The organism is Acutalibacter intestini (assembly GCF_034334985.1).
Lineage (GTDB): Bacteria > Bacillota > Clostridia > Oscillospirales > Acutalibacteraceae > Acutalibacter > Acutalibacter intestini.
In genome coordinates this window covers 1-25,598 of the sequence record NZ_JAWXXL010000019.1, presented here as the reverse complement: position 1 = coordinate 25,598, position 25,598 = coordinate 1, and the positions used below count along the sequence as shown (strand labels likewise).

General features: G+C 53.0%; 27 protein-coding genes. 14 read left to right on the top strand and 13 right to left on the bottom strand.

The window, feature by feature from the left end:
* Positions 1 to 14 precede the first annotated feature (14 nt).
* The 8 genes from thyX (at position 15) to U8U68_RS13550 (ending at position 6,375) form a co-directional block, all read left to right on the top strand.
* On the top strand, positions 15 to 785 hold the full coding sequence (thyX, locus tag U8U68_RS13585; RefSeq protein ID WP_322201663.1) for an FAD-dependent thymidylate synthase: 771 nt from the start codon (positions 15 to 17) through the stop codon (positions 783 to 785).
* Entirely contained in the window at positions 782 to 1,432 is a 651-nt protein-coding gene (locus U8U68_RS13580; RefSeq protein WP_322201661.1) for a dTMP kinase, read from the top strand. The genes thyX and U8U68_RS13580 overlap by 4 nt, the downstream gene beginning before the upstream one ends.
* A gap of 88 nt (positions 1,433 to 1,520) precedes the next feature.
* Positions 1,521 to 2,069, top strand: coding sequence for a DJ-1 family glyoxalase III (locus U8U68_RS13575; protein WP_322201659.1), 549 nt, complete (start codon positions 1,521 to 1,523; stop codon positions 2,067 to 2,069).
* Between the two features lie 11 nt (positions 2,070 to 2,080).
* The gene (locus U8U68_RS13570) at positions 2,081 to 2,509 is read left to right on the top strand and encodes an NUDIX hydrolase (RefSeq protein ID WP_322201657.1); all 429 of its coding nucleotides are present in this window, start codon (positions 2,081 to 2,083) and stop codon (positions 2,507 to 2,509) included.
* Between the two features lie 33 nt (positions 2,510 to 2,542).
* Entirely contained in the window at positions 2,543 to 3,841 is a 1,299-nt protein-coding gene (gene mltG, locus U8U68_RS13565; RefSeq protein ID WP_322201655.1) for an endolytic transglycosylase MltG, read from the top strand.
* A gap of 4 nt (positions 3,842 to 3,845) precedes the next feature.
* Positions 3,846 to 5,090, top strand: a complete 1,245-nt coding sequence (locus tag U8U68_RS13560; protein WP_322201653.1) for a peptidase U32 family protein — start codon at positions 3,846 to 3,848, stop codon at positions 5,088 to 5,090.
* 153 nt (positions 5,091 to 5,243) lie between these two features.
* Positions 5,244 to 5,420, top strand: coding sequence for a YjfB family protein (locus tag U8U68_RS13555; RefSeq protein WP_322201651.1), 177 nt, complete (start codon positions 5,244 to 5,246; stop codon positions 5,418 to 5,420).
* Positions 5,421 to 5,514: 94 nt separating this feature from the next.
* Positions 5,515 to 6,375 (top strand): hypothetical protein, encoded by an 861-nt coding sequence (locus U8U68_RS13550; protein ID WP_322201649.1) that lies wholly within the window; start codon positions 5,515 to 5,517, stop codon positions 6,373 to 6,375.
* Between the two features lie 180 nt (positions 6,376 to 6,555).
* On the opposite strand, the gene U8U68_RS13545 is transcribed toward U8U68_RS13550, so the two are convergent.
* The 9 genes from U8U68_RS13545 to U8U68_RS13505 all read right to left on the bottom strand — a co-directional run bounded on the left by U8U68_RS13545 (position 6,556) and on the right by U8U68_RS13505 (position 14,841).
* Positions 6,556 to 7,725: an AfsR/SARP family transcriptional regulator gene (locus tag U8U68_RS13545; protein WP_322201647.1), complete on the bottom strand. Its 1,170-nt coding sequence runs from the start codon at positions 7,723 to 7,725 to the stop codon at positions 6,556 to 6,558.
* A 326-nt stretch (positions 7,726 to 8,051) separates the two neighbouring features.
* On the bottom strand, positions 8,052 to 9,746 hold the full coding sequence (locus tag U8U68_RS13540; RefSeq protein ID WP_322201645.1) for a hypothetical protein: 1,695 nt from the start codon (positions 9,744 to 9,746) through the stop codon (positions 8,052 to 8,054).
* Positions 9,733 to 10,272, bottom strand: coding sequence for an RNA polymerase sigma factor (locus U8U68_RS13535; protein ID WP_322201643.1), 540 nt, complete (start codon positions 10,270 to 10,272; stop codon positions 9,733 to 9,735). The genes U8U68_RS13540 and U8U68_RS13535 overlap by 14 nt, the downstream gene beginning before the upstream one ends.
* Before the next feature lie 280 nt (positions 10,273 to 10,552).
* The gene (locus tag U8U68_RS13530; RefSeq protein ID WP_322201641.1) at positions 10,553 to 11,536 is read right to left on the bottom strand and encodes an alpha/beta hydrolase; all 984 of its coding nucleotides are present in this window, start codon (positions 11,534 to 11,536) and stop codon (positions 10,553 to 10,555) included.
* Between the two features lie 393 nt (positions 11,537 to 11,929).
* Positions 11,930 to 13,267: an MATE family efflux transporter gene (locus U8U68_RS13525; RefSeq protein WP_322201639.1), complete on the bottom strand. Its 1,338-nt coding sequence runs from the start codon at positions 13,265 to 13,267 to the stop codon at positions 11,930 to 11,932.
* Complete coding sequence (locus tag U8U68_RS13520) at positions 13,264 to 13,722, bottom strand: MarR family winged helix-turn-helix transcriptional regulator (RefSeq protein WP_322201636.1); 459 nt, start codon at positions 13,720 to 13,722, stop codon at positions 13,264 to 13,266. Before U8U68_RS13520 ends, U8U68_RS13525 begins: the two co-directional genes overlap by 4 nt.
* Positions 13,723 to 13,968: 246 nt before the next feature.
* Entirely contained in the window at positions 13,969 to 14,127 is a 159-nt protein-coding gene (locus tag U8U68_RS13515; protein ID WP_322201634.1) for a hypothetical protein, read from the bottom strand.
* Positions 14,124 to 14,438: a YjcQ family protein gene (locus U8U68_RS13510; protein WP_322201632.1), complete on the bottom strand. Its 315-nt coding sequence runs from the start codon at positions 14,436 to 14,438 to the stop codon at positions 14,124 to 14,126. The genes U8U68_RS13515 and U8U68_RS13510 overlap by 4 nt, the downstream gene beginning before the upstream one ends.
* Before the next feature lie 16 nt (positions 14,439 to 14,454).
* Positions 14,455 to 14,841, bottom strand: coding sequence for a hypothetical protein (locus U8U68_RS13505; RefSeq protein ID WP_322201630.1), 387 nt, complete (start codon positions 14,839 to 14,841; stop codon positions 14,455 to 14,457).
* Positions 14,842 to 15,122: 281 nt separating this feature from the next.
* Here U8U68_RS13505 and U8U68_RS13500 point away from each other — a divergent pair, with 281 nt between their 5' ends.
* From U8U68_RS13500 to U8U68_RS13485, 4 genes are all read left to right on the top strand, one after another.
* On the top strand, positions 15,123 to 15,800 hold the full coding sequence (locus U8U68_RS13500) for an ABC transporter substrate-binding protein (protein WP_322201627.1): 678 nt from the start codon (positions 15,123 to 15,125) through the stop codon (positions 15,798 to 15,800).
* A 25-nt stretch (positions 15,801 to 15,825) separates the two neighbouring features.
* Positions 15,826 to 16,503, top strand: coding sequence for a type 2 periplasmic-binding domain-containing protein (locus tag U8U68_RS13495; protein ID WP_322201625.1), 678 nt, complete (start codon positions 15,826 to 15,828; stop codon positions 16,501 to 16,503).
* A gap of 403 nt (positions 16,504 to 16,906) precedes the next feature.
* Entirely contained in the window at positions 16,907 to 17,626 is a 720-nt protein-coding gene (locus U8U68_RS13490; RefSeq protein WP_322201623.1) for a carbohydrate ABC transporter permease, read from the top strand.
* A 10-nt stretch (positions 17,627 to 17,636) separates the two neighbouring features.
* Positions 17,637 to 18,986: a carbohydrate ABC transporter permease gene (locus U8U68_RS13485; RefSeq protein ID WP_322201621.1), complete on the top strand. Its 1,350-nt coding sequence runs from the start codon at positions 17,637 to 17,639 to the stop codon at positions 18,984 to 18,986.
* On the opposite strand, the gene U8U68_RS22425 is transcribed toward U8U68_RS13485, so the two are convergent.
* The 3 genes from U8U68_RS22425 to U8U68_RS13475 form a co-directional block, all read right to left on the bottom strand.
* The gene (locus U8U68_RS22425; RefSeq protein ID WP_367575829.1) at positions 18,976 to 19,494 is read right to left on the bottom strand and encodes a ParA family protein; all 519 of its coding nucleotides are present in this window, start codon (positions 19,492 to 19,494) and stop codon (positions 18,976 to 18,978) included. The two genes, U8U68_RS13485 and U8U68_RS22425, sit on opposite strands and share 11 nt — an antisense overlap.
* Positions 19,495 to 19,496: 2 nt before the next feature.
* Positions 19,497 to 19,637 carry a ParA family protein gene (locus U8U68_RS22420; protein ID WP_367575828.1) on the bottom strand — a complete coding sequence of 47 codons (141 nt, stop codon included), beginning with the start codon at positions 19,635 to 19,637 and terminating at the stop codon, positions 19,497 to 19,499.
* Between the two features lie 71 nt (positions 19,638 to 19,708).
* Positions 19,709 to 20,476, bottom strand: a complete 768-nt coding sequence (locus U8U68_RS13475; protein WP_322201619.1) for a 4Fe-4S dicluster domain-containing protein — start codon at positions 20,474 to 20,476, stop codon at positions 19,709 to 19,711.
* A 225-nt stretch (positions 20,477 to 20,701) separates the two neighbouring features.
* On the opposite strand from U8U68_RS13475, the gene U8U68_RS13470 reads away from it, so the two are divergent.
* Together U8U68_RS13470 and U8U68_RS13465 are read left to right on the top strand one after the other, a co-directional pair.
* Entirely contained in the window at positions 20,702 to 21,127 is a 426-nt protein-coding gene (locus U8U68_RS13470) for an RrF2 family transcriptional regulator (protein WP_322201617.1), read from the top strand.
* A gap of 639 nt (positions 21,128 to 21,766) precedes the next feature.
* Positions 21,767 to 23,956: an S-layer homology domain-containing protein gene (locus U8U68_RS13465; protein WP_322201615.1), complete on the top strand. Its 2,190-nt coding sequence runs from the start codon at positions 21,767 to 21,769 to the stop codon at positions 23,954 to 23,956.
* 633 nt (positions 23,957 to 24,589) lie between these two features.
* On the opposite strand, the gene U8U68_RS13460 is transcribed toward U8U68_RS13465, so the two are convergent.
* Entirely contained in the window at positions 24,590 to 25,135 is a 546-nt protein-coding gene (locus tag U8U68_RS13460; RefSeq protein WP_322201613.1) for a hypothetical protein, read from the bottom strand.
* Positions 25,136 to 25,598 lie beyond the last annotated feature (463 nt).

The window sequence follows — 25,598 nt, the reverse complement described above, 5'->3', positions numbered from 1 at the left end:
AGCGAGAACATCCTATGACAGTAAAGTTATTAGCCTATACACCCCACCCAGAGCGCACGGTGGCCTGCGCGGCCAAGCTGTGCTATTCCGCTGCTGGGATCGACACAGTGATGGACGGCCTGACCCCTGAAAAAACCGAAAATTTCCTTCATATGTTGGCCCAGCTGGGCCACGAGAGCCCCATTGAGCATGCCAGCTTCACGTTTGGCGTGGAGGGGGTGTCCCGGTCGCTGCTGGCCCAGCTGACCCGGCACCGCATTGCCTCCTACAGTGTGCAGAGCCAGCGCTATGTAAAGGAGGCGGCTTTTGATTTCGTGGTGCCCCCAGAGATCGACAATCTGCCAGAGGCCCGGGAAGAATTTCTGCGGGCTATGGAAGAGGACGCGGCCCACTATGACCGGCTGGCGTCCATCTTGCAGGAAAAGCACAAAAAAGCCCTGCTGGCCCAGGGAATGGACGAAAAGCAGGCGGCCCGCAAGGCTGAGAAGATGGCCATAGAGGACGCCCGCTTTGTCTTACCCAATGCCTGTGCCACGAAGTTGATTTGTACCATGAACGCCCGGGAGCTGCGGAACTTTTTTACGCACCGCTGCTGTAGCAGGGCCCAGTGGGAGATCCGGGCCCTAGCCACAGAAATGCTGCGTCTGGTAAAGGAAGTGGCCCCTGGTCTCTTTGAACAGGCGGGCCCCCCCTGTCTGCGGGGAGATTGCCCGGAGGGAAAAATGAGCTGCGGGCATGTTAAAGAGGTACGGGCGGCCTTTGGGAAAATGGGGAAGAGCCTATGAGCCTGGTGGTGATAGAGGGCTTAGACGGCAGCGGCAAGGCCACCCAGACCGCTCTTTTGGAACAGGCGCTGAAAAAGCGGGGCCCAGTGCGGCGGGTATCCTTCCCGGACTACCACTCGCCCTCTTCCGCGCTGGTGAAGATGTATTTGGGGGGCGAGTTCGGCGGCGGGCCCCAGGTGGTAAACGCCTACGCGGCCAGCAGCTTTTACGCGGTGGACCGGTACGCCAGCTTTCAGCGGAACTGGCGGGAAGATTACCAGAACGGGACCATGATTTTGGCGGACCGGTATGTTACCTCTAACCTGCTGTATCAAATGGGCAAGCTGCCGGGAGAGCGCTGGGGAGAGTACATGGCCTGGGTAGAGGATTTTGAGTATGGCAAGCTGGGCCTACCCCGGCCGGACCAAGTGCTGCTTCTGGACATGCCGGTGGAGGTCTCTTGGCAGCTGACCTTGGCCCGCTACGGCGGGGATAGGGCAAAGCAGGACATCCACGAAAAGGATAAAAACTTTTTGCAAAGCTGCGCCCACTGCGCCCGCTTTGCGGCACAGCGCCTGGGGTGGAGAGTGGTTCCATGCACAGAAAGGGGCCAGCTGCTGGGAGTGGAAGAAATTCATCAACGAATCATGGGGGCTTTGGAGCTGTAGAAGAATTGCCCCTTCTTCATACTCTGTTCAAAAATATATTTTATAATATAAAGATTAAAAAGATTAAATGGAAAGGAACGTGGCAAAGATGGTATATATACTCTTAGCAGAAGGGTTTGAACTGGTAGAGGCCCTGGCCCCGGTGGACATCCTCCGGCGGGCAAAGGTAGAGGTAGCCCTGGTGGGGGTTACCGGCAAAACGGTGAAAGCCTCTAACGGCGTGCCTGTGGTGGCCGACATGGAACTGGACGAGGCGGACGCCCAAAGCCTGGGGGCCGTTGTGCTGCCCGGAGGCCTGCCCGGTACCCTAAACCTGGAAAATTCCGCCGGGGTCCAGGAGCTTATCGACCACTGTGCAGAGCAGGGCAAGCTCATTGGGGCCATTTGTGCCGCACCCTCTATCTTGGCTCATAAGGGGCTGCTCGACGGCCGGGCGGCCACGGCTTTTCCAAAGTTCCAGCCGGACCTGACGGCGGGCGGCGCGAAGCTTAGCCAGGAATATGTCGTCCGGGACGGCCCGTTTATCACTGCCCGGGGCATGGGGGTCTCCACCCAGTTTGGCCTGGCCCTGGCGGCGGCCCTGGTTTCGGAAAAGGCTGCGCAAGAGATTCGAGCTTCTATTCAGTATCAGCTGTAAAGGAGTTAGCCATGACGGTGGTGAAATTTTACGACGAGGCAGCGGACGAGCTCTTGCGGTTCGCGGTGATCCTTGCCAAATATCAAGATAAATGGGTGTTTTGCAAGCACCGGCGGCGGGAGACCCTGGAGATTCCCGGCGGGCACCGGGAGCTGGGAGAGGACATTCTGACCACAGCTAGGCGGGAGCTATATGAAGAAACCGGAGCGCTGGAATATACCATCCAGCAGGTATGCGTTTACTCGGTGACAGCACCCGATAATTTCGACGGCGTGGAGAGCTTTGGAATGCTCTACTATGCCAAGATTATGGATCTTGAGCGGGAGCTGCACAGCGAGATTGAGAAGATCGTGGTCACGGCCCAGCTGCCCTCGGCCTGGACATACCCGGAGATACAGCCAAAGCTTCTAGAAGAAGCCCGGCGGCGGGGGTTCCTATAAAAAGACCACGGCGCCAAGAAAGGAAGGACAGCCATGAACGAAAGACCTCAGCATACAGAGCCAAAACAGAATACCGGCGGATTTAAAGTAAATATTGACCAGCGGGACCTGATGGGCAGTGCGGACCTGATGAACAACGCCATGCCCAGACAAAGACATGGCCAGCCGGCGCAGTATAGCGAGCCGGTTTCCGCCAAGCGGGCAGTGCTTACCGAAAAGGAGCGCAAAGCGGAGAAAAAGGCCCACAAACGGCGCAACCGTGTAAAGGCCAGAAAGAATAAACGGGTGTTTTCCCTGGTATGGCTGTGTATGGTATTGTTGATCTCTTTTACTCTGGCCAGTTACCTGATCGGCGGGGCCAACGATGTGTTTGCGGTGGGCCGGATAGAGGGCAAGGTGGACATCCAGATCCCAGAGGGAGAGCTGACCGAGGAACAGCTGGCCGACATCCTCTACAAGGCTGGGGCCATTAACAAGCCGGATTTTTTCACCCTATACTGCAAGGTCACTTCAGATATGGAATTTATTAAGCCGGGCCTTTATCGCCAGATTGGCACCAACTTAGATTATGAGTATCTGCTCAATTCTCTAGTGGGCGGAGACGATGATTTGGAAATTGCCGAGGCAGTTACCTTCCCCGAGGGCGTTACGGCCCTGCAAGCCGCGCAAATTTTGGAAGAAAACGAGGTTTGCTCTGCTCAAGATTTCTTAAATGCCCTGAACAATCTGGACTTCTCTAACTATGATATGATAAAGGACCTAAACGGCGAAGGAAAGTATTATAAGCTGGAAGGTTATCTGTTCCCCGACACCTATGATTTTTATAAGGGAGAGGAACTGGACTCTGTTATTGGCAAGATGCTGAATAATTTCAAGAACAAGGTCGAAAAGCTGATGGATCGGGTGTCGGAATCTGGCATGACCCTGGACCAGGTGGTTACCCTAGCCAGTATTATTCAGGCAGAGGCCGCGTCTACGGCAGATATGTTTGACGTTTCCGCTGTGCTGCACAACCGCCTGGAGCATGGAGAGGACTATGATATTTTCTTCTTGGAATGTGATTCCACCATGTATTATCCTTATAAAAACGCCCAGGAAAAGGATGAGAAAGGGGGAACCCTCAGCTATGGGAACTATGACACCTACCAGGTAAGGGGCTTGCCTGCCGGGGCCATCTGCAATCCAGGCGTGGAGGCGCTGAACGCCGCCCTAAAGCCCAGCAGCGAGGCCTCGGAATACCTGTATTTCTGCCACTCGGCCGAGGGTGAGCCCTACTATGCCTCTACCCCGGAAGAGCACGAGTATAACAAGCAGCTGGCGGGGTTGGAGTAAGTCTATGGAGAAGATAAAATGGGAAGGCCTGGCCCAAAAGCCCGAGCTACTTTCTCCTGCCGGAGACTGGGAGCGCCTACAGGCCGCTGTGCGCTATGGAGCAGACGCGGTGTATCTGGCGGGGAAAGATTTTGGGATGCGGGCCGCGCCGGAAAACTTTACAGAAGAAGAGCTGGCCCGGGCCGTGGCTTTCTGCCATGAGAAGGGCGTAAAGATCTATGTAACCTGCAACACCTTGCCCCGCAACCAGGAACTAACGGCGCTGCCGGCTTTTTTGATCCACTGCCAAGAGGCCGGGGTAGACGGGCTGATCGTCTCGGACCTGGGGGTACTGGCTATGGCCCGGCGTTACGCGCCTGAGGTGGAGCTGCATATGTCCACCCAGACGGGGATTGTCAACTATGCTGCCGCCCAGGCCTGCTATGACCTGGGGGCCCGGCGGGTGGTGCTGGCCCGAGAACTCTCTCTGGAAGAAATCGGCGAAATACGCCGGAATGTGCCCCAGGACCTGGTTTTGGAGGCTTTTGTCCACGGGAGTATGTGTGTGTCCTTCTCGGGACGATGCCTGCTTTCCAACTATATGGCCAGCCGAGATGCCAACCGGGGCCAGTGCGCCCAGCCCTGCCGGTGGGAGTATTTCCTCACCGAGCGCCAGCGGCCAGGGCAGCAATTTGCTATTATAGAGAATAATAAGGGTACCTATATCCTCAACTCCAACGACCTGCGGATGATCCAGCATATCCCCGCCATGGTACAGGCCGGGGTGGCCAGCCTCAAAATAGAGGGCCGGGCCAAGTCCGCCTACTATGTGGCCTGCGTCACGGCGGCCTACCGGCGGGCCATCGACTTTTTCGCTGAGCACCCAGAAGCTCTTTTGCCAGAAGGAATTTTGGATGAGACAGAGAAGATCAGCCACAGGACATACTCCACCGGGTTCTATTTTGGGGGCGAGCCGGGACAAACCATAGACCGCGGCCAGTATATCCGGAATTATGAGGTGGTGGCTGTGTGTGAAGGGCGCAGTGGCGATTATCTGGTGCTGCGGGAGCGGAACCGCTTTCGAAAAGGGGAGCTGGCCGATGTACTTCAGCCAGGAGGCGGCTGTGTCCAGGCCTGTCTGGATGACTTATATAACGAAGACTGGGAGCCCATTGACACCGCCTCCCATGCGGAAATGCTGGCGTACTGGCGCACAGACCTGCCGGTGGAGCCAGGAGCTTATTTGCGGGTAAAAAAGACCCGGGAGTAGGCCAAAGCTTTCCTGGAAGGAGCAAAAGGCTTGACATACAGCTCCTGTCATGCTATAATATTTACATTAATATGTCTAATAGCGGCCAGTGGTTTTGGCAGGTATCTCCCGCTCCTCTGGCAGCCAAATTATTTGATAAAGGAGGGGTATAGGATGGATATGATGAACAGTATTGCGGCTACCGGCATGGCCATGAGCCAGGCTCGGTTTGCAACAGAGTATTCCATGACCATGACCAAAAAGGTAATGGATAATTATGAAGACATGGCCATGAGTATGATTGAGGAAATGCTTCCGCCCAGCCCGTATAATATTGACGTGTATGCGTAAGAACCTGATTTAAAAACAGACGCCATATAGAAACTCAATGAAAAGAGCTGCACCCTAGAGGTTGCGGCTCTTTTGCGTGAAGGAGGAAGTTGTTTTGCTAAGAAAGATGAAGCCCCAAGAGCTTCAGCGGATCGGAGAGCTGGCCTACCGGCAGGCCATGGACCTGAGGGGCTCGGCGTTTCCGGTGTACACAGACGGGGTTAAGACCAAAGAAGATTTTCTAGCCAAGGCCCGGCGGGGGCTTGACCGTCCAGGAGAGGAGCTGCTGGTGTATGAGCAAGAGGGTGTTCCCCTGGGATGGGCGCACTACTATTGGCTGGAAGAGGAGCAATACATTGGCCCCCACAGCATTTTGGCGGGGAAAAATTACAGCCGGCTTTTGGGTGAGCTGCTGGCCTATTGGGCGAAGAGGCACCCTGGATATCGCTGGCACCTATACTTGCCGGAAGAAAACCGGGAAGCCATAGCCTATCTGACCGGACGGGGCCAGCAGGAGGCGTCCCAAGAAAATGTAGACGTGCTTTTGTTTGAGAACTACGCCCCGCGTCCCGCCCAGAAACAGGTGGTACAGGTGGGCCCAAAGGACTTTTCCCTGTTTCAGCAGGTCCACCGGCTGTTCGAAAGAGATATGTATTGGACCAGCGAACGGATCGCGAAGGCTATGGAGAACTGGGAACTGTTCGCTTGTGTAGAGCAGGAGGTGTGCCAGGGCGTGCTGTACTATACTTACTGCAACCGGGGCCAGCGGCCGGACCTGGAGATTTTTGGCATTGACCTCTCCCCCCAGGGAACGCCCCAGACGGAAAAGGCTCTTCTAGTGGCCGCGTTAAACCATGCAAAGGGTCAAAATGCCCGCAGCATGTACTTCTTTAATGAGGGAGAAATCCACCAAACCGCCCTGGGGCTGGGATTTCGCCATGTGACCACGGCACATTATTTTGAGGGGAACCTCTAGGGGTTGTTTGAAAAATCGAAAACGCCGTCTTTTTTGCCAGAAGAGGCCACTTTCTCCGTCGAAAATCCTCGTCAATCGCGAGAGTGACGTAGTTAGCGCAGCTAACTACAGCGGTTTTTCTCCTTGAAATTGTCCCCTTCTGGCCCAAAATTCGTCATTTCCTCTATTTTCAAACAAGCCCTAATCTGGGGCAAGCGGAGAGACCACGGCCTGGATTTTTGCCGGAGAGTGTGGGTATTGCCGGGAAAAGGCCCTGCATATCCGGCGGCATACTGTTTGGCTATTTTCAAAGCTGGCTCTGGGCAGCAGCAGCACGTATTGGCAAACACTGCACTGGGCCATAGCGTCCCCCTGGCGCAGTAAGGGAGGGATCATCTGGCGCAGGTTGTCCATCACCAGGTCCAGGCTGCGGCGGCCAAGACTCTGGCTGCTTTTGCCGCTAATCGTGAGCACCGCCAGGCAGGCCTCTTCTCCGCTGCGGGCAGAGTCCCGGGCTTGTAGCTGGTATAGGGCTCGGAATACGTCGTATTCACAGCAAAAGGCTCCGGGACGAGCGGCTTCCCTGAGCTGCTCAATAATGCCTGCCGGGGGCACGGTCTGGTTATTGACCCGGCTGGCGGCTTTTCGATAAAGGGCCTGGGCCTGGGGGCCAGGCAATGTGCCCAGAGTACGCATAAGCAGCTGGCTCATGGCTTCATAGAGCCGACTGGCGGCAGCTGGCTCCTTTAGTTTCATCAGGGCGGCCATGCGGCGGCAGGCCAAATCTTGGTCTAGGGGCGATTCTTTTAGGGCGGCGGCGCATAGGCGGTCCACCTCCTGCCAGCGTCCTGCGGCTTCTAAAGGGGGAAGCGCTTTGTCCACGGTATCTAAATATTGTGATAGTAGGGCGTCGGCTCTTTCTTTGACCCAGGCGTTTTCCCGCAGCCTGGGGAGAAATCCCCCTGTGAACAGGGCGGCGGCCTCCAGCCCAGCCTGGGGCTGCTGAGAGCCGGGGGTGCACAGGGAGGAAAAGCGGTCTACGTCCAGGACCAGGGGAATGTGGGGGTTCCAGGCATAGCCTTCCCCTTGGCGAAGGACCAGCTGGCGTCCGGCGCCCTCATAAAGCGAGTCCAGGCAGCTTTTGGCGCGAAAAAATACGGTCTTAATAGCATTGGCCGGGTTACTGGACCGCACAGTACCCTGCCAAAGCAGTTTTTCCAGCTCGGCTAAAGGCACGGTGCGGCCCTTAGCGCAGATGAGATAAGCCAGCAGCAGCCAGACTTTTTTCGAGTGGCTGGTACTGTCGCCCACCGCAGCGCTGCCCCGACGGATGGTGAAGCCGCCCAGCATTTCTACATGAATTGAGTCCATGGAACCCCTCCCTTTGGGAAAAAGCATAGCACAAAACAGGGCATTTTGCAAGAGGGGAGAGAACGGGAACATCCAGCGAAAGGTCAATAAAGAATGGCTATGAATATCCGGTATGTTGGGAAACCCTGGGGTGGGAGGTAAAGCGGCGGAAACGGGTGATCATTGAAAGGATTAAGAGGGTGTATAACATCATTGCGCCTTTGATTTTGAGGGAGTGCCGGGCAATTCTAAACTTCCAAGACAAGAGGGAATACAAAGGCCGGCGCAGTTTAATGCCGCGCCGGCCTTTGTATTATAAAAACGCTTTCTTACGTCACGGTTCCATTTTACTCCGCCTGAGAGCTCACCGCGCCGTCTCCTGTCTCATCCACGATGCTGTCCACCTGCTCGTTGCGCCGATGGTGGATGGTCACCGCCGGGTCGCTGGTGTTGGGCTGGTTCCACTGCATGAACTGCTCTACCAGGGTTTCGCCAGTGGCACGGTCGATAATCTTCACCGTGGCCGGGCGGTCCTCGTTAAGGTCCCACAGCTCTTTAAAGGTTAGGAAATACCTGTTGAGAGGCAGATCATTGAGATAGGTCTCGGTCCAGCTGCCGTCGGGCTGCTGGGTGTACTCCGAGTAGAAGGTGGAACCCTCTTCCCAGTGGAACTCGTCCCGCCTGGTCTCGGCGCTGTCCACCAGCCGCCCGTCCTGCCACACCTCTACCTTCAGGTCCCGGTACTCCTCCGGGGTCAGCACGAATAGACTGTTTTTCCCCACGTTATAGTTGAAATCGGCTACCAGCCAGCCCTCACGCAGGCTTTCCACCGCCTCTACTCCGCAGACGTAGCTTGCACAGGGTGTGGGTTTAATGTCCTCCACGGACCCGGCCTCCACCGTGCCGTTCTCAAAGTCGATGAGGAACACCGCCAGCCAGTCCTGGGTGTCGTTTTTGTCGAAAATGCCCAGCACCACCTTGCGGGTCTCCCCGGGCTGAATGCCTCCCATCATCCAGGTCTGGCGCTCACCGCCGTTTTCCAGCTCTTCGGTATGGCCTGCCCCGGCCACGCCCAGCTCCCGACCGTCGTCGAAGCGGAGGATCCGGACGGGATTGTCATACTGGCCCGCCACGTCAAAGACGAAGGTAGAGCCCGCCGGACCGGCCTCCGCAGAGACGAAGGTGATGCCGTTCTGCTCCAGTTCGCCCTCTATCCGGCGCACCTGGGCCTGGTTCTTCTCCACCGTAAAGGAGAGCTGGTAGGGGGTGTTGTTCAGCTGCTGGGTGCCGATGTACTTGCCCTCGGTTTCTGGGTCGCTGAGGTACTCTTCCACCCCCTGGCAGCATAGGGTGATCTCCAGGCTGTCCTGGTCCTGGTACTTCTCCGGCACCCGGAAGCCCTGCTGGGAGATGTACTTGCCGTTCTCCACCTGCTGCCACCAGCCGTAAGCCACAGTCTCGGTAAAGCCCGGGGCAGTCTTGTGGCCGCCGTTTTCCGTGTCCAAAGAGAGCTGGGGTTCGCCGTTGATCAGCACGTTATAGTAGTCTCCCCAGGTGTTGGTGTAGATGGTGGACCCGGCGTCCAGGTCCATCACCAGTCCGGCGTAGACGTACACGCCGTCGTAGTACACCTGGTCCACGCTGATGGTGAAGGGCTTCTGCCCCAGGCCCCCGGCGGGCACCTGGACGCTGTTTTCGGCGGACACTGCGTAATCGGCCAGGCCCGCCTGGGTCTGCCACAGGTTGTTGCCGCTCACGCCCCGGTTGAAGCTCTCGAACACCCCGCCTACAAAAGGCAGGCTCTCGGCCAGGGCCGGGTTTACTCCGTTGAGCCCCAGCAGCGCCCCACAGACCACCATTAGGCTGGCCGCAGTGGCGCAGGTCCGTTTCAGCCAAGGAGGCATGACAAAGGGATATTTGCTTCCCGCCCCTTGTTCAGGCAGCTCGGCGTATACCTGGCGCAGGCGGTTCTCTACTACTTGGGGGATATGGTCCAACTCCAGCTGGGCCCGTACCATCATTTCATACTCATTTCGCTTCACAGGTTTTCTCCTCCCTCTCTAAATAAATTTTTTGCAGCCGCTCCCGGCTACGCATAAGCCGGGACTTGACCGCGCTCTCCTTCACGCCCATGATTCCGGCAATCTCCTTCACCTTGAACCCGTCTATATAGTATAGGGTCAGCACCAAGCGGTCGTTTTCGGCCAGGGCGTTCAGGCTTTCCCGCACGTCTAGGGACCGGTCCAAGCTTTGGTCGGGGTTATGGCTATCCTCGGGCAGCTGGTCGAAAGACACCAGCCGCCGGTTCTGCCGGAGAATGTCATAGCTGTTATAGATGAGAATCCGCGTCAGCCAGGTCTTAAAGTATTTGGGCTGACGCAGGGTGTACAGTTTACTAAAAGCCTCCATCACGGTTTCGGCCACCGCGTCGGCCACGTCCTCCTGGTTGTGGAGAATGGCCATGGCCGCTCGGGTCAGGGCGTGCTTGTGGGCCTCCATCAGGCGGATAAACGCCTGCTTATCGCCCGCCTGGGCCCGGCGCACCAGTTTTTCTGTAGAATCCGGCATGGGTCATCCCACCTTTCGCAAATAGAATCACTGTAAAACGTCTTACAACCATTAGGCGGAGGAGGGCAGGAAATGGTTGCAGGGAGGGAGAAGAATTTTTTAAAAGAAGGAACGCAAAACCAGAAGAAGGTCCAGGGCGGGTGTTCCCGCACTGACTGGTGGCTGTGGGCCCTTGCCCGTATCACACAAAGGATGACCTTCTTCCCGTCTGTCCTTCCGTGCCTGTGGGGAAAAAGATAGTTGGCCGTTCCCCCGCGGGAGAACAGCCAACCCAGATTTGTTATAGGACACTCTCCAGCCAAGCCTCTGCCAGCTTGGGCCACACCCGGACAATGGAGCAGTCTCTCTCCTGCTTGGCCTTTGCCGAAGGGTCGGGCTCGCCGGGCGGGGCAAACCACCCCTCCATAGCATCGGGGGACACCCCCGCCACCTCTTTAGCCCGCACTTTCTCCCGCAGCTTTTCCAGGGGCTCCAGGGTGTAGCGGGGGCCGTAGTCATCCCGCAGCCATGCGTCGTCCGCCAAAGCCAGCCCGTGCTGGCCGCTGGTAAATACATGGTGGGCAAAAGGCACCCCCGCAGCCTTGCAGGCCTGGGCAAAGAGATAGCTGTTTTCCACAGGCACGCAATCGTCCTCTGCGGTTTGCCACAAAAAGCAGGGCGGGGTGTCTGGGGTAACGTGCTTTTCCAGAGACATATAGTCTAGCTGATCTGCCGAAGCATCCGCGCCCAGCAGAGCGATGAAGGAGCCTTCATGGGCCAGCTTGCCGGCACTGTAGGGGGAGGCGATCACCGGATAGCTAAGAATAGCCGCATCCGGGCGGTTGGAAAAGGAGCCGGTGGCTGGGTCCGGGTCGGCAATGTCATTATAATGTACACAAAGGCTGGCACACAGGTGGCCCCCGGCGGAAAAGCCGCAAATGGCCAGCCGGTCCTTGTCGATAGAGAAGGATTCACTATTTTTGCGGATGAACCGCACCGCCCGGGAAATGTCCCGCAGGGGCTGAAGCCCCAGGGGATGGGTACTCATGGGGTTCACAGTGTAGGTAAGAACAAAGGCGTTGTAGCCCGCGTGGTAGAATTCCGCGGCCACGGGACCGCCCTCAGAGGGGGCTACAAAGCAGTAGCCGCCGCCAGGCACCACCAGCATGGCCGGACGGGCCGCGCCTTTGGGATGAATGTAGCTTGTAAGAAAAGGCGTAAAGCCTGCCGCTAGGGGATAGGCGTATTCCTCTGGCGACCAGAGGATATGTTTGGTGTATTCCATAAAAGTAAGACTCCTTTCAAGGGTTTTGTCTATTATAATGCGAATTTCACGGAAGTGCAAGGCCCTTTTTGTAAAGCTATACCAAGTTCCTGCATGGCTTCATCGGTTCTTTGGCTTTGGCGCTATCCGTGTGCATAGGTCGCTCTCTGCAAAGCAAGCCGTTAGCCGCTCCTGTTCACAGTTACGGACCGCTTGCGGGAAAGATTGTTTAAGGCACCCCCGCACCATTCGCGGCTGGCGCCTTAAGCACCGTCTTGCTTGCAGATTTTCCGTGATAGCGCACAGCTTTCGCTTGTCAATCTGTACACTCTGAAGAAAAATCTGACTGCGCAATACGGTACTTAGAATTGTGCGGTATTGCCTTTAAGACAAGTATAGCATGTGGAGGAGAAATCAATAATGATACCGTTTCCGCTTGGCAAACAAGAAAACGACCGAGATCGCACAGGCGGCCACATCCGCCACAGCAATGGACCACCAAATGCCGTCTAATTTAAATAGAATGGGCAGAGCCAGCACGGCGAGAATTTGGAACACCAAAGACCGCAAAAAGGAGATTAGCGCCGAAACGGCCCCGTTATTCAGTGCCGTGAAGAATGAAGAGGCAAAGATATTGAATCCCGCCAGCACAAAGGAGAAAGCGAATATCCCAAAGGCATGTACGGTCATTTCTACCAGCTCCTTGTCATAGCCCACAAAAACTAGGGCCAAAGGCCGGGCCAACACCCAGGCCAGGGCCATCATGGCCACGCCGAAGATCAGCATAAGGGTCACGCTTTTCTTCAAAAGGCTTTTCAGCTCACCATGGTTCCCCGCCCCGTGGTGGTACCCCACCACCGGCGTGCTGGCCACAGTGTAGCCAATAAAGATGGCCACAAAGATAAAGGAGATGTACATCAGCACCCCGTACACGGCCACCCCGTCCTCTCCGGCAAAGCGGAGCAGCTGAAAATTGTATAGCATGCCCACCAAAGAACCGGAGATATTGGACATCAGCTCGGAAGAGCCGTTGACACAGGCCTTTAGCAGAATACGGCTTTGCAGGCGGGTTTTTCTTAGCCGCAGCAGACTGGTATTGGGCCGCAGGAAGTATAAAAGAGGGAGCACGCCGCCCACGCACTGGCTGATGCCTGTGGCCAGTGCCGCCCCAGCCACACCCCAGCGGAGTCCGGCAATGAAAAGGGCGTCTAGGATCATGTTGGTAACCCCTGCCGCCACCGTGTACACCAGGCCCAGCTTGGGCTTTTCAGCAGTGGAAAGAAAGGTTTGGAACACATTTTGCAGCATAAAAGCCGTGGTAAACCCAATGACAATACGTCCGTAGACCACGCAGTCCTCCAGCATGGCCGGGGTGGCCCCCAGCAGCAGGGATACGGGCCGCATCACGGCAATACCGATAATAGACACTGCTACGCCTACAATAAGGGTAAAGCACACCATCATGGTAAAGTAGCGGTTGGCGCTTTCCCGGTCGCCCTCGCCCAGAGTCTTTGCCACCAGGGCGCTGCCGCCGGTGCCGATCATAAAGCCCAGCCCGCCTAAAATCATGGTGAAGGGCATAATAAGATTAATGGCCGCAAAGGGCACTTTGCCCACAAAGTTGGAGACGAATAGCCCGTCTACCACACCGTAGATGGAGGTAAAAACCATCATTAGGATAGGGGAAAGGGCAAAACGCAGCAGTTTTTGGTAAGTAAAATGGTCGGAAAGTTGGATTGCTTCTTTTTTCATGGCTCCTCCATAGTATTTTTCTCCAGCTTCTGTCTGAGAAGCTGGTTAAATTTTTGCTGTGTCTGAATCATTGCCTGTTGTTCTTCTGGTGAGAGTTCCGCCAGGGCGGCTTCCTCGGCAGCGATGACCCGGTCTGCGGTGCGGGCTGCCAGGGCCAGCCCCTGCTGGGTTAGGAAGATTTGGCGGGTGCGGCGGTCTTTGCCAGGAGAGAGGCGGATGGCTCCGCTGGCTTCCAGATTTTTTAGGGCTGAGTTAATGGTCTGCTTAGACTGGTAATTTAGGTGACAGAGAAGGGTCTGGGTTACCGGGGGCTCCTCGGTGCGAAGGGAATAGAGAATCCACAGGGTGGCCTCTGGCACGCCAAGGCGGCGGGAAGCGGTTCGATAGATGCATTGGCTGTCCAGCAAAATAGAGTTGTAGTCTGCCAGAAGTCGGGTAGGATGTGGCTGTTCCATAGATAGCCCCCATGAAAATTAATATGAAATCGGACGATTTTTATTATAGTCTGTTTTCGGATGAATGTCAAGGAAAAATGTGCAAGACCATGAAACATTGATAGTATAATTCCGTGGATGCTGAAAGGCAGGGCGCCTTTGGGAATATCTCCTATCACAGAAAAAAGAGCCAGGCAGGCGCCTGACCCCTTAGGATTTGTTGGAAACAAAGAGCCAACCACCGAAGTTTCCCTCGGTAGTTGGCTCCTATTGCCCTTCCCCCGCCCCAATTGGCGGGGGGCTGTATGCAATTGTTTCTTTTATCTCCACCACCACATAGCCCCGGCCTTTTCTTCGGACCTTTGCGTCGTTTCCCCGCCGGATGATGGTTTCAATGGCTTTTATGGTTTTTTCGTCCATCTTCATGGCTTTATGATGCTGATTACATCCGTGGAAATCCTTGAAAATTTCCGCATAGCGCTGTTGTCCCTTAAGTATTCCGCGCCCTTTAATGTAATATGAATATTTTTGATATCCACCATCCAGCCGCCTACGATATCTCTTTGAATCGCCACCCCGGCGATGTATCTTTCTTCCATCAGAAGGTGGATCACGTCCAGCCATTTTCCTTTTGGCACACCCAGTTTTTCGGGGCCGACCAGCGCCCCCATGTAGTCCGCCTTTTCTTTATGCTCTAGGCTGTAGAGAATTTTATACGTGATTTGCAGTGTGTCCATAGCCACCTCCTGTTCATTATATGTCATTTACAATGTACCACCGGCACTTGTCGCATATTTCGTTAGCTCTTTTTAGGTCAATTGGATCTCTTAACCACTTCATATCACCGCGGTAATCCTCGCAAAGCAAATGGTGAAGATTTCTGTCCTGGTAGAGTTTATAAGAGATATCGTTAATGCTGCGCAGCCGTTCCGAGAGAGCAGAGTCCACATTTCGCAGCCGGGCCCGGGCTGAACTTACTGCACCGTCATTGTTTTGCGCCGCAAGATTTTTAACGGAGAATCCACCGAAGATGGCCATCGGAAGGAAAATAACCACTACAAAGGCCATCATTAGCCGTTTGAATATATTGATCTGGCGCAAGGAGGCTGCTGCCTTGGTAAAAAGGGTTACGTTTTTCATCTTTAGCTCCAAGTTTTTTCTCCCATCCGCATGTATTGTGTGTATTATAGCACAGCTCGCCGCGTATCAAAAGCAATTTGTGCGAATTAAGCAATGAATCATGAAAGTTGTAAAAAAACAGGGCAAATCGTCGAATTAAGACGCATGACGGTTTTTGCACGGCAAAAACCAGGTATAATATTGGAGCTTATGGTATAGTTAAGGCCCTTTTAGATTTAACACAGGAGTGTTACAATATTCATGTCGGAAGGACGATATAACACCGAAAGGGGAAAACATCAATGGGTAAAAAGAGAATCGTAGGCGCGCTGCTGGCGGCTGTGCTGACTGTGTCCATGGCAGCCTGCAGCGGCCCAGGCAGCAGCTCGTCCCAGGCATCCACTCGCGAAAGCTCTGAATCCAGCGCCGCAGAGAACTCTGAAACAGGGGAGCCTGAGAAGATTGTACTGACGCACTGGGTTACCTCGGCCATGCAGAGTGACCACAACATCCGTAAGGAAGAGCGCTTTAGGGAAAAGTATCCTCATATCAAACTGGAAAACGTTATGGTTACTGACGACCAGCTGTCGCAGTTAGCCACAGCCTTTGCCTCCGGCACAAATCCGGATTTCGGCGAGGTGGGCCAGCCCGATATGGCGAAATACGCCTATGCGGGAATGGCTATGGACTTGGGGCCTTTTATTGAGAAATGGGAAGATCTTAAAAATATCAGCGAAGACGCCCTGAACAACTTCAAGTATGGCGGCAAGCAGTTTGCTCTCCCCTCGTATTGCTACACAATGAATCTCTTTTATAATAAGAAACTGTTTGAAGAGTCTGGAATAAAGAATCCTCCGGCCACATGGGAGGAGTATCTTGAAACTGCCAAATCCCTTACCATTCCTGAGAAACAGCAGTGGGGCACTAACCTTCTGGTATCCCAGTGGACAGAGTGGTGGTTTGAGTACTTTGTATGGTAGGCCGGTGGCGACCTAACAAAGGAGAATGAGGACGGTACCCTCCAGCCTGACCTTCGATGACCCTGCTGTTGAGACCGCAGTGGACTTTTATCGCCAGCTGATAGGCAGCGGAGCCATCCAGCCCGACCTCACTCTGAATTATGAGAACATGCAGAAGGAATTTGCAAACGGCCACGCGGCCATGACTTTGATAGGCAGCGACGGTGTGAACCAGTTTACAGGATGGGGCATGAAGGCTGAGGATATCGGTATGGCAGAGCTGCCCGTTGGCCCCAGCGGGAAAAAGGTAACCCAGCTGGGAGGACAGTGTGGGTTTATATTCTCCAATGTGGATGATAAAACCGCCGAAGCGGCCTGGACTTGGCTGACCTTTGACTGTAGCAAGGAAGAGGTCGAGTGGGTGCTGAAGGACGGTGCTGAGATGGGCAGCGCCTCTCCAACCATACAGATACGCTTGGATGTTGATACCAGCATAGGAAAGATTGACCCCGGGTTCCAGGCAGCAGTGGATGCCAGCCTGCCCTATGCGCGTCTGGAGTTTTATGGCAAGGGAATAGTCGGCAGTTACGTGGATACTGCCGTGCAGAAGACTGTACTGGATCCTGATGTAAATGTGAAGGCCATATTTGCCGAACAGCAGGAGCTGGCACAGAAGGAGGCTGTAGATTCCTTTAACCGAGATATTTCGAACACGGAAAAGTGATGGCAGAAATCGGGGAGGAGCTGTAAAGCCCTCCCCGGTTTTTATAAGGGCAATACCGCACAATTCAAAGTACCGTATTGCGCAGTCAGATTTTTCGTCAGAGGGTACAGATTGAGCGCCGTCCATCTCACCATTGACAAGCGAAAGCTGTGCTCTATCACGGAAAATGTACAAGCAAGACGGTGCTTAGAATGGTGCGGTGTTGCCATAAGGAGTGAGATGATATGAAACCATTTGCAAAGGGCCGAAGCCTGAGCGGCGGACCGACAAAACCCTGCTTTCCGCCTGGCTGTTTGTTCTGCCAGGTCTGGTATTTACTTTTATTTTCCGATACTACACCATGTTCCAGGCTTTCTGGATATCTCTGCACAACTACGATATGGCGTCTCCGCCTGGAGATTTTGTGGGCTTTGATAATTACATATCCCTCTTTCAAAATCCGGATTTTTGGTCGGCCTGGAAAAACACCTTAGTTTTCACGGGATTATCTCTTGCGATTACTTTCTTTATCCCTATTATTCAGGCTTTGTTTCTTTCAGAAGTACACAGGGGAAGAGGAATTTTTACCACACTATACCTTATTTCCACGGTAATCCCTCTCTCGGTAAACGTGATAATTTGGAAATGGATATTCAGTCCCAATATGGGACTGGCCAATGCGTTTGCGGCCCTTTTTGGCCAAGAGTCCCAAACTTGGTTTTCAGACCCAGCTCTTGCAAAGCTCTGTATCATTCTGCCCGGCGTGCTGGGCGGTGGCTTTTCGGTGCTGATGTACCTCTCGGCTATTATGGGGGTGGGTCGCGATATCTATGAAGCGGCAGACATTGACGGCTGTTCAGGACTTAGGCGGCTATGGCATGTAACTTTGCCAAATATCCGTTTTCTCATAGGGATACAGATGATTCTTGGGGTTATCGCTGCCATGCAGATACTTGACCAGCCGCTGCAGTACACCAACGGCGGCCCAAACGGCGCGTCAACCTCTGTGGCACTTTATGCAAACCGTCTTATGACAGAGCAGATGAACTATGGCAAGTCTGCGGCGGCAGGGTTTACGCTTTTGATAGTGGTAGCGATTATCACTGCCATTCAATTGAAGCTGGACCAATCCGAGAGAGAATAGGAGGATACCAATGATACCAAAATCAAAGCGCCGGACGCGTCCGCTGACGGTTCTAGCGTATGTTGTAACAGTTGTATTTATGGGGATGATACTTTTTCCCCTGTTTATGATAGCAAGCTATGCGATGCGGGACAATACGGCGCTGAACCGGGACCCATCGGCTCTTGTGCCCGAATGTGCAAAAACGATGGAAATTGTACTGGGATATACCGGATTTAAGGAACTGGATGACGAAACTCTTCTTGACACGATTCAGAGGGACGCCCTATTCGCCATGTATTCCGGCAGCGCGGAAATGGACGGCGAGGCCATCGGAGAGTATAAGATTTTCGGCGTCCTAGACGATAAAACGATCTATTATCAGCGCCAGCACAATATGCGGCTACGCATACAGCTGGACTATGGAGCCTATATGGGGCTGGTGCGCTTCGACAGAGAAACTTTGACCGGCGGTGAAAGGTATGCGAAGGCCTTGGCAACGGTTCCATGGAAGTTCGACCGCGGCGGTCTGGACAAAGCCCCGACCACTGCTGTGGGACATGCAGAGCTTGCGCAGCTAATGGCCAGTAACCTTATAAATCGGGATAAGGGAAACTGGCTGGATGGGAAACTTAGCAGTATTTCTGTTCACAACAGTCCGCTGCTGATGCTGGAGGCGTTTATGTATTACTTTGAAATACCAAAGTATATGTATTCTACGGTTCCGGTCATCTCAAGATATAGTCTCTTTGCCTTTGTCTTTAACACCCTGCTGGTTATGGGCTGGGCTGTACTTACTCAAATCACGCTCTGTTCCACTAGCGCCTATGCTCTTTCAAGGCTCTTCAGCCGCCGTATGTCAAAATGGCTTATGATGTTCTTTCTTGTCACCATGATGATACCGTTTATTTGTATTCTTCTGCCACAGATGGTTATGATGAAGAATATAGGTGCAATGAATAACTACGCCGCCATGCTTCTGCCATATCTGTATCCGTCGGCATTTTACATTTTTTTGTTTAAAGGCTTCTTTGACCGTCTGCCCCAGGATCTGCTGGATGCCGCAAAAATGGACGGAGCCACTCAGCCGTACATATTCCTGAAGATCTGTATGCCGCTGTCACGCTCAATTACAGCGATGCTGGTGCTGAATGTAATTGTTTCCGCGTGGAACGATTTCTTCTGGTATTTAAGCGCCGCCAACAGAACCAATCTGTGGACGATCAACCTGGCGCTCTACAGCATATCCATCAATCCTTCCACAAAAACCAACGTATCCATGGGGATTGCATTAATGACGATCTTCCCGGTGATTCCGCTGACCCTGATATTCCAAAGGCAAATAAAGGAGTCGGTTATTTCAGCGGGCATTAAGGGATAACAGAAAGGAGCAGTGCAAAATTATGAAAAAATAGGTATAGGCAGCGATCATGCTGCATTTCTGGTTTCCCGTTACTGGGCATATCATGGGCTTGGAATACTATCAAGGTTATTATGGCAACACCGCACCATTCTAAGCACCGTATTGCTTGCACATTTTCCGTCATAGCGCACAGCTTGTGAGATGGACGGCGCTCAATCTGTACCCTCTGACGAAAAATTTGACTGCGCAATACGGTGCTTAGAATGGTGCGGTGTTGCCTTAAATACAAATAAAAGATAAAATTGCGTTTCGTTTTTATGTTCATCCCTGAAATGCAAAATAATATAGGGGTGATGTGAGAATATACCAACACAAAAAGCGCGTGGATTGCCACGCCTGGATTAATCTGCCGCTTGACCCTGCCGATGTCCCTCATGAGCTGCTCCATGCCTTTCAGCGAAAGGGAATGGGGCCGCATAGGTATTAGGATTTCATTTGCCGCAAACAGGGCGTTAATGGAGCGCATTCCTAGCCCAGGCTGGCGGTTAAAGAGCCCTGTGCGTCTACGTCCACCAGCAGGTCGCGCTTGCCCCGGCGGGCCAGGCCCACGCCGCAGTTTACGGTGGTGATGGTCTTGCCGACCCCGCCTTTTTGATTGCAGATTGCCATTCCTTTACTCATTTTCTTATTTGCTTTATACTACATCGATCCCTTGTTTTGCTGCTTTCGCCTGTCGAGAATTAAAGGAAAAGCTCATTGTTCTTTCTCTCGCTGCAAGCTTTCTTAATTGCCAGCGCCGCAACAGAAACCATTGCACCGTTTACTTTTCGGGCGGATTTCGGGCATTTCACAACGCAGCGCATACATGCAATGCACTTCTTGCTGTCCGCCGTTTTGAGGTTGCCGGGGTCGATCGCCTGGGCGGGACAGTTTTTGGCGCAAAGGCCGCAGCTTACACATCCTTTGTCAGCCTTTGGCACCAGTCCGGCTCCGCCAGCCTTTTTATAGGGACGGTTGCCCGGCACCTGAAGTTCAGAGGTTTGCATCTGATTCCCCGCCATTTTTTCAAAAATCGTTTTTGCAAACCCTTGCAATTCCTCTTTGTCCTTTGCATCGGGCCTACCAGCGGCGTACTGGTGCAGAATGGAGTGCTCTGCCACAGCCGAAACGGCGGCAACTGTCTGAAAGCCGCAATTCTCCGCTACATCTTTTAGCTCAGCGAGGGTATCTTCATAGGCTCGGTTCCCGTACACGCAAACAATGACGCACCTTGCGCCGTTTCCTTTGACAGTTCCAAGGCGCTGCGTTGCAAGTTCTGGAACCCGCCCACCATAAGACGGCACCGCGATAAGCGCAATATCTTCCGGTCCTATGGCGATGCCTGGATCATTGAAATTTGCATTGCACAAATCAACGTGGGCCACTTCGTCTGTCCATTTTTCTGTGAGAATGTCGGCGACCTTCTGTGTCCCTCCTGTGGGGCTGAAAACGATTTGCAGCAGTTTCATAACACGCCTCCTGTAGTTTTTTATATTACACCTCTATATATATATGCAAAGAGGTGTCGTGTCAAGCTTTACAGCATGGTTTTTTCGTGCTATAATGTCTGCAAAGCAGACATTCGGAGTTTCCCCCGGCTCTGCAAGCGCCGCCTTTGCTTCGTAAAGTAGCGGAAAACTCCAAGCAGATTTATGGTAAAATAGACGCACGGACAAAAAAGGAGGCGTGTTGCTATGCATATCAGCACAAAATGCTCTATCGCGATCCATTGCCTTATCTTTATCAGTGAATACGGAGAAACCCAAAAGGTCACAAGCAACCGGCTCTCGCTTTCCACCGGGAGCAATCCTGTTACGATTCGGAATATAATCAGCGGGCTGAAAAAAGAGGGGATCCTCTCTGTCAAATTCGGCACAGGCGGCACAACCCTCAGCTGTCCGTTGGAGGACATCACGCTTTACCGCATATGCAGTGCGCTGGAGCCGGATTTTCTGGATAAGTTAATCGGCATCCATGCTACACCGTCTTCTCTCTGTCCAGTGGGGAAAAGTATCCACAGCGTTTTGGATGCCGCATATGCCGGTATTCGTGACGATTTGCAGATCAGCCTGCAAAGCATTTCTATGAAGGAAATTCTGGATCATTATCACAAGATATAGATAATGCCTGTACATGAGCAGCAATGTGATGGGACCGTTTATAACAGAACCGACTCTAGCCAAAAAACGCATTTTCAGACGATGATAAGCCCTTCGATATTCCTATACGTGGGAGTGCCGGAGGCGTTTCTCGTTCCGCTTTACGAGGTACGCCTACCATGCGTTTTTTTATTACTATAATTTATTCAACATTGTGATACGCAACATGATCTCAGTCCATTTGAATCCCCTCAAATAGGTTAACAGGAGAAAAACATAGGGCAATACCGCACAATTCTAAGTACCGTCTTGCTTGCACATTTTCCGTCATAGCGCACAACTTTCGCTTGTCAATCGTGTACACTCTGACGAAAAATCTGACTGCGCAATACGGTACTTAGAATTGTGCGGTATTGCCTTAAGGGATTAAATCGCGCCTGACGGCTTGGCACACAACTTGCTTGCAGATTTAATCCGTGGTTCCTTAACTCTGCGTTTGCACACTCCCTCATTAGAAACATCTATTGACAACTTCTACCATGATGCTATATAATAGAACGGCAATCTTAATAACCTGTACCGATAGTCCGCAAAAGCAAAAAGTATACGGAGTCTTTGGAGTTACAGGAGATAGAAAAGGGATGGAATAGGATGAGAGTAATGGTATTCATGAAAAAATGCCTTGCGGCATTACTTGTGCTGGTGCTGTGCCTGGTATATGTCCCCGAAGTTTATGCCACGGAACTGGGCCAAGCCGGGGCGGACCAGGTGAGCGACAGATTCGCTGAAGAGGATGTTTCGGTCGAAGACCAGAGTCCCGATGCCGTCCCGGACACGGAACCCACGCCGGACACGGAACCTACGCCGGACACAGAACCCACGCCGGACACGGAACCCGCGCCATTCTATTCGGACGTTGCCGAGAACAGATGGAGCTATGCCAGTATCCGCGCTCTTTTTGATTTGGGAATCATTCCTTCCAAGACCTATTTTGGTCCCGGAGAGGGCTGCACCCGCCTGGACTTTGTCAATATGCTGTACAAATGCCACCTTTCCATATGTGGAGAACAAGGGGACGGGGAAGTCGGCTCCCAGACCTCGGACACGGAAACGGATGAACCCAGGTTTACGGATGTGCTCCCGGGCAGCGAGGGATATGATGCTGTCATGTGGGCCGCAGAGAATAGCGTGAGCGAGGGCATTAACGATACGGAATTCGGATGCGACAGGGTACTGTCCCGCCAAGAAGGCGCTGTTTTTGTCATCCGCATGGCCCATGCCTGCGGCATATCCTTGCCGAAAGCCGCAGATATGACCATGTTTAGGGATGCGGCAAACATATCCGCGTTTGCCAGAAGCTCTGTTATGGCCTGCCAGATGGCGAAGCTTTTGAGCGGGAAAGGGCAAGGAACATTTGACCCCAACGGCACCATTACAAATGAAGAGGCCGCAACACTGGTGCACCGGCTGTATGGTGCTGCTGTGAAAGACCCCATAAGCGGGGAAGAAATGATTTCTACCGAACCCGACGCTTATATTGACGAATTCAATCAAAAGCTTTTCTTTATGGAAGTCCCGGAAAGCTCATGGGCTTATCAGTATATTAAAACGCTGTACGATATGGGGATGTATGGAGAGAACAGCACCTTTCATCCCACGGTAAACACCACCCGCCTGGAGTTTGTAAAGATGCTGTATGAGCTGCACCTGGTCCTCGGCGGGGAAGAAAACCAGCAGACCAGCTCCAAATTTACTGATGTCGCCGATGACAGCAACGGTTTTGACGCGGTCATGTGGGCTGTGGACAGCGGCGTTACAAGCGGACTGGGCGGCGGAAAATTTGGCCCCTCAATGCCGGTGACCCGGGAGCAGTGCGCAGAGTTTCTGGTGCGCATGGCAAGGGCCGACCGTATTTCTCTGGTAAAGAAGAAGAACGCTTCCCTCTTTAAGGATTCATCCAAAATTAGCAAATATGCCAGGAGCTCTGTGACCGCAGGCCAGATGGCCGGCGTGATAAACGGCGATAATACTGGGAAGTTTATGCCCAAGAAGAGCATCAGCAACCAGGAGTCGGCTACCATGGTGTGCCGCTTCCTGGATGCCGCCCAAAACGAAATTCCTGATGGGGCGGAGCTGGTCTCAACTAAAAAGGATGCGTACCTTAATCTGTACGCCAATGTGGACTATGTTTTCGGTACGCCGGTGCCAGCCAGCGCCCCGGTGCCGGCCAGCTGGTTTGACAACGCCGCATTTATTGGGGACTCTGTCTCCGTAGGTCTGGAGAATTACCAGAATTCCACAAAAGCTCTTGGCAAAGCTACCATGCTCTGTTCGGTAAGCTTCAATGCCATAAATGCGCTGCTCCCTGTGTCCTCTACCTCTCTGCACCCCAAATACAAAGGGGTTAAGCGTCTGCTGGAGGACAATGTAAAGGCTTGCGGCGCGAAAAATGTTTACATCATGCTGGGCATGAACGGGCTTACATATCCGGTTGACTATACCATGGAGCGTACGGAGCGTATGGTGGACAATATCTTGAAAAAGAATCCCAACGTCAACATCATAATGCAGTCTGTAACACCAATGACAAACAATAGCTACCTGGTTTCCAAATATGGCTATAGCAACAACAGAATCAATCAGTTCAACGAGCGGATTAAGAAGCTCTGCGCAAAGCGTAAATGGTATTATATTGATGTCGGATCTGCGCTGAAGGACTCCAGCGGCGCGCTGCGGGCAGACTTCTGTTCGGACAACTATGACATGGGCATCCATGTAACAAGCAAGGCCTGCGCGGCCTGGGTGGAATATCTGAAAACCCATGTACCCGAAGATCTTCGCTCCTCCTGACGCGGACATTTTATGGTTAACGAGGCTCAAAAGAGGCGGTAAACGCACTTCCTTACTGATCGTATGCTCTTAGATAGAGAGGAAAGAGGCCTGGCACAATTCCTTTCGTAAAGGGTAAAATATGCAAATGATACAGCCCATGGAGACAGAAATCTAATGCTTCTGTCTCCATGGGCTGCTTTTGTGGGGCACCGGTTCAAAAAAAAGAGAAGCTTTTTTGAACTGCGGTAACTGGGAAAATTCATATCAGACTCGGGCTGCCAGCCAGCGGCCGCCGTTGGGGAAAATCACCTGGATGTCCCCTGAGAATCCTTCCTTCGATAAGCTGTGGGAAAAAGGAAATGTACAAGGCAAGCGTCAGTAAATCGCGGCTGACAAGGATTTCGTCCCGATAGTCGATAACATATGACAGTCCCTGAACGGTGAAGAAGGAGATCCCCACTGGCAGAGCAATACCGGGCAGGGCAAGATTATGCCCAAAGGCATGACCGGCTCACCAAAGGCATAGAAGACCACGCTTGCCAGGGTGAGCAGGGCATTTTTCAACCTCAGATTTGGCAGCAGTCGGTACAATATGAAAGCATACCGGCAAAAATGCAAAGAGAAACCCGGGAGAACGGAAGGCTATGGAGCTTATCCGACGCTCAGGACAGTCTCATTGCCGTCTGAATCCCGGTATGTAACCACTACGTAGCCGCTGTAGTACAATAGGCCATCTTCTCCGTCCCCCATACAACTAGGACCGTAGGCCGAATCGTTGGGATAGCCGAACACACTGTAAAAAGTATTGATATCCACACCTACATAGTCATAGGGGCTGGGCGGTACTGGAGTAGGCTCCGGCGTGGGTTCGGGAGTAGGAGCAGGCGTAGGTTCGGGAGTAGGAACAGGCGTTGGCGCCGGAGTTGAAACTGAAGTAGGCTTCGGCGTGGGCTCAATCGTTGGTGCCGTGGTAGGATCAGGCGCAGCTGTGGGCTTTACGGTAGGACTGGCAGTGGGTTTGGCAGTGGGCTTGGTGGTAGGCTTAGCCGTCGGTGAGGGCGAAGCGGACGCAGAGGGTGAGGGCGAAGCGTTTTCCAGAAGGGATGAGCCAGGTTCATCCACAGAAGAACCGCAGGCAGAAAAAATCAGAATGCAGAGCATAATGCCCAGCAGGGAGGACAGAGAGTGTTTCATCATTAACCATTCCAATCACATGATAATATTTAATTCAAATCTCACACTTCATGGTGCGGCAAAAAAAATAGAAAGCAAATCAGAATATCGCTTATCCTTACAGGATTTTTTGTGCTGTCACCATGTTTTTTCATCGCTGCAAATTCGAGAGTCGAGCGGTCCATATCCGCGCTGCCTATGGGGATATCGGTCACGGTCAATGAGGGCATTGCCGGCCTTGTGTCCAAGAGCCAAGACTGTTGTTTTCAGAGGTAGCTGTATCTGGTTCCGGAAAAGTTTCCGCTTTGAAGCGAATGCGGTCACACATAAAGTACCGGCGTAGCCGCTAACAGAAAACGACGATTCTCAGAACCTGTTTAGTATCTAGCCAACCATCCGGTCCAGTGATAAAATAGAGGGGATGAGGGGGGAAGACAGGTGAGGAAAAGCTATCCAAGTGACATCAGTCGGAAACAATTTGAAGAAA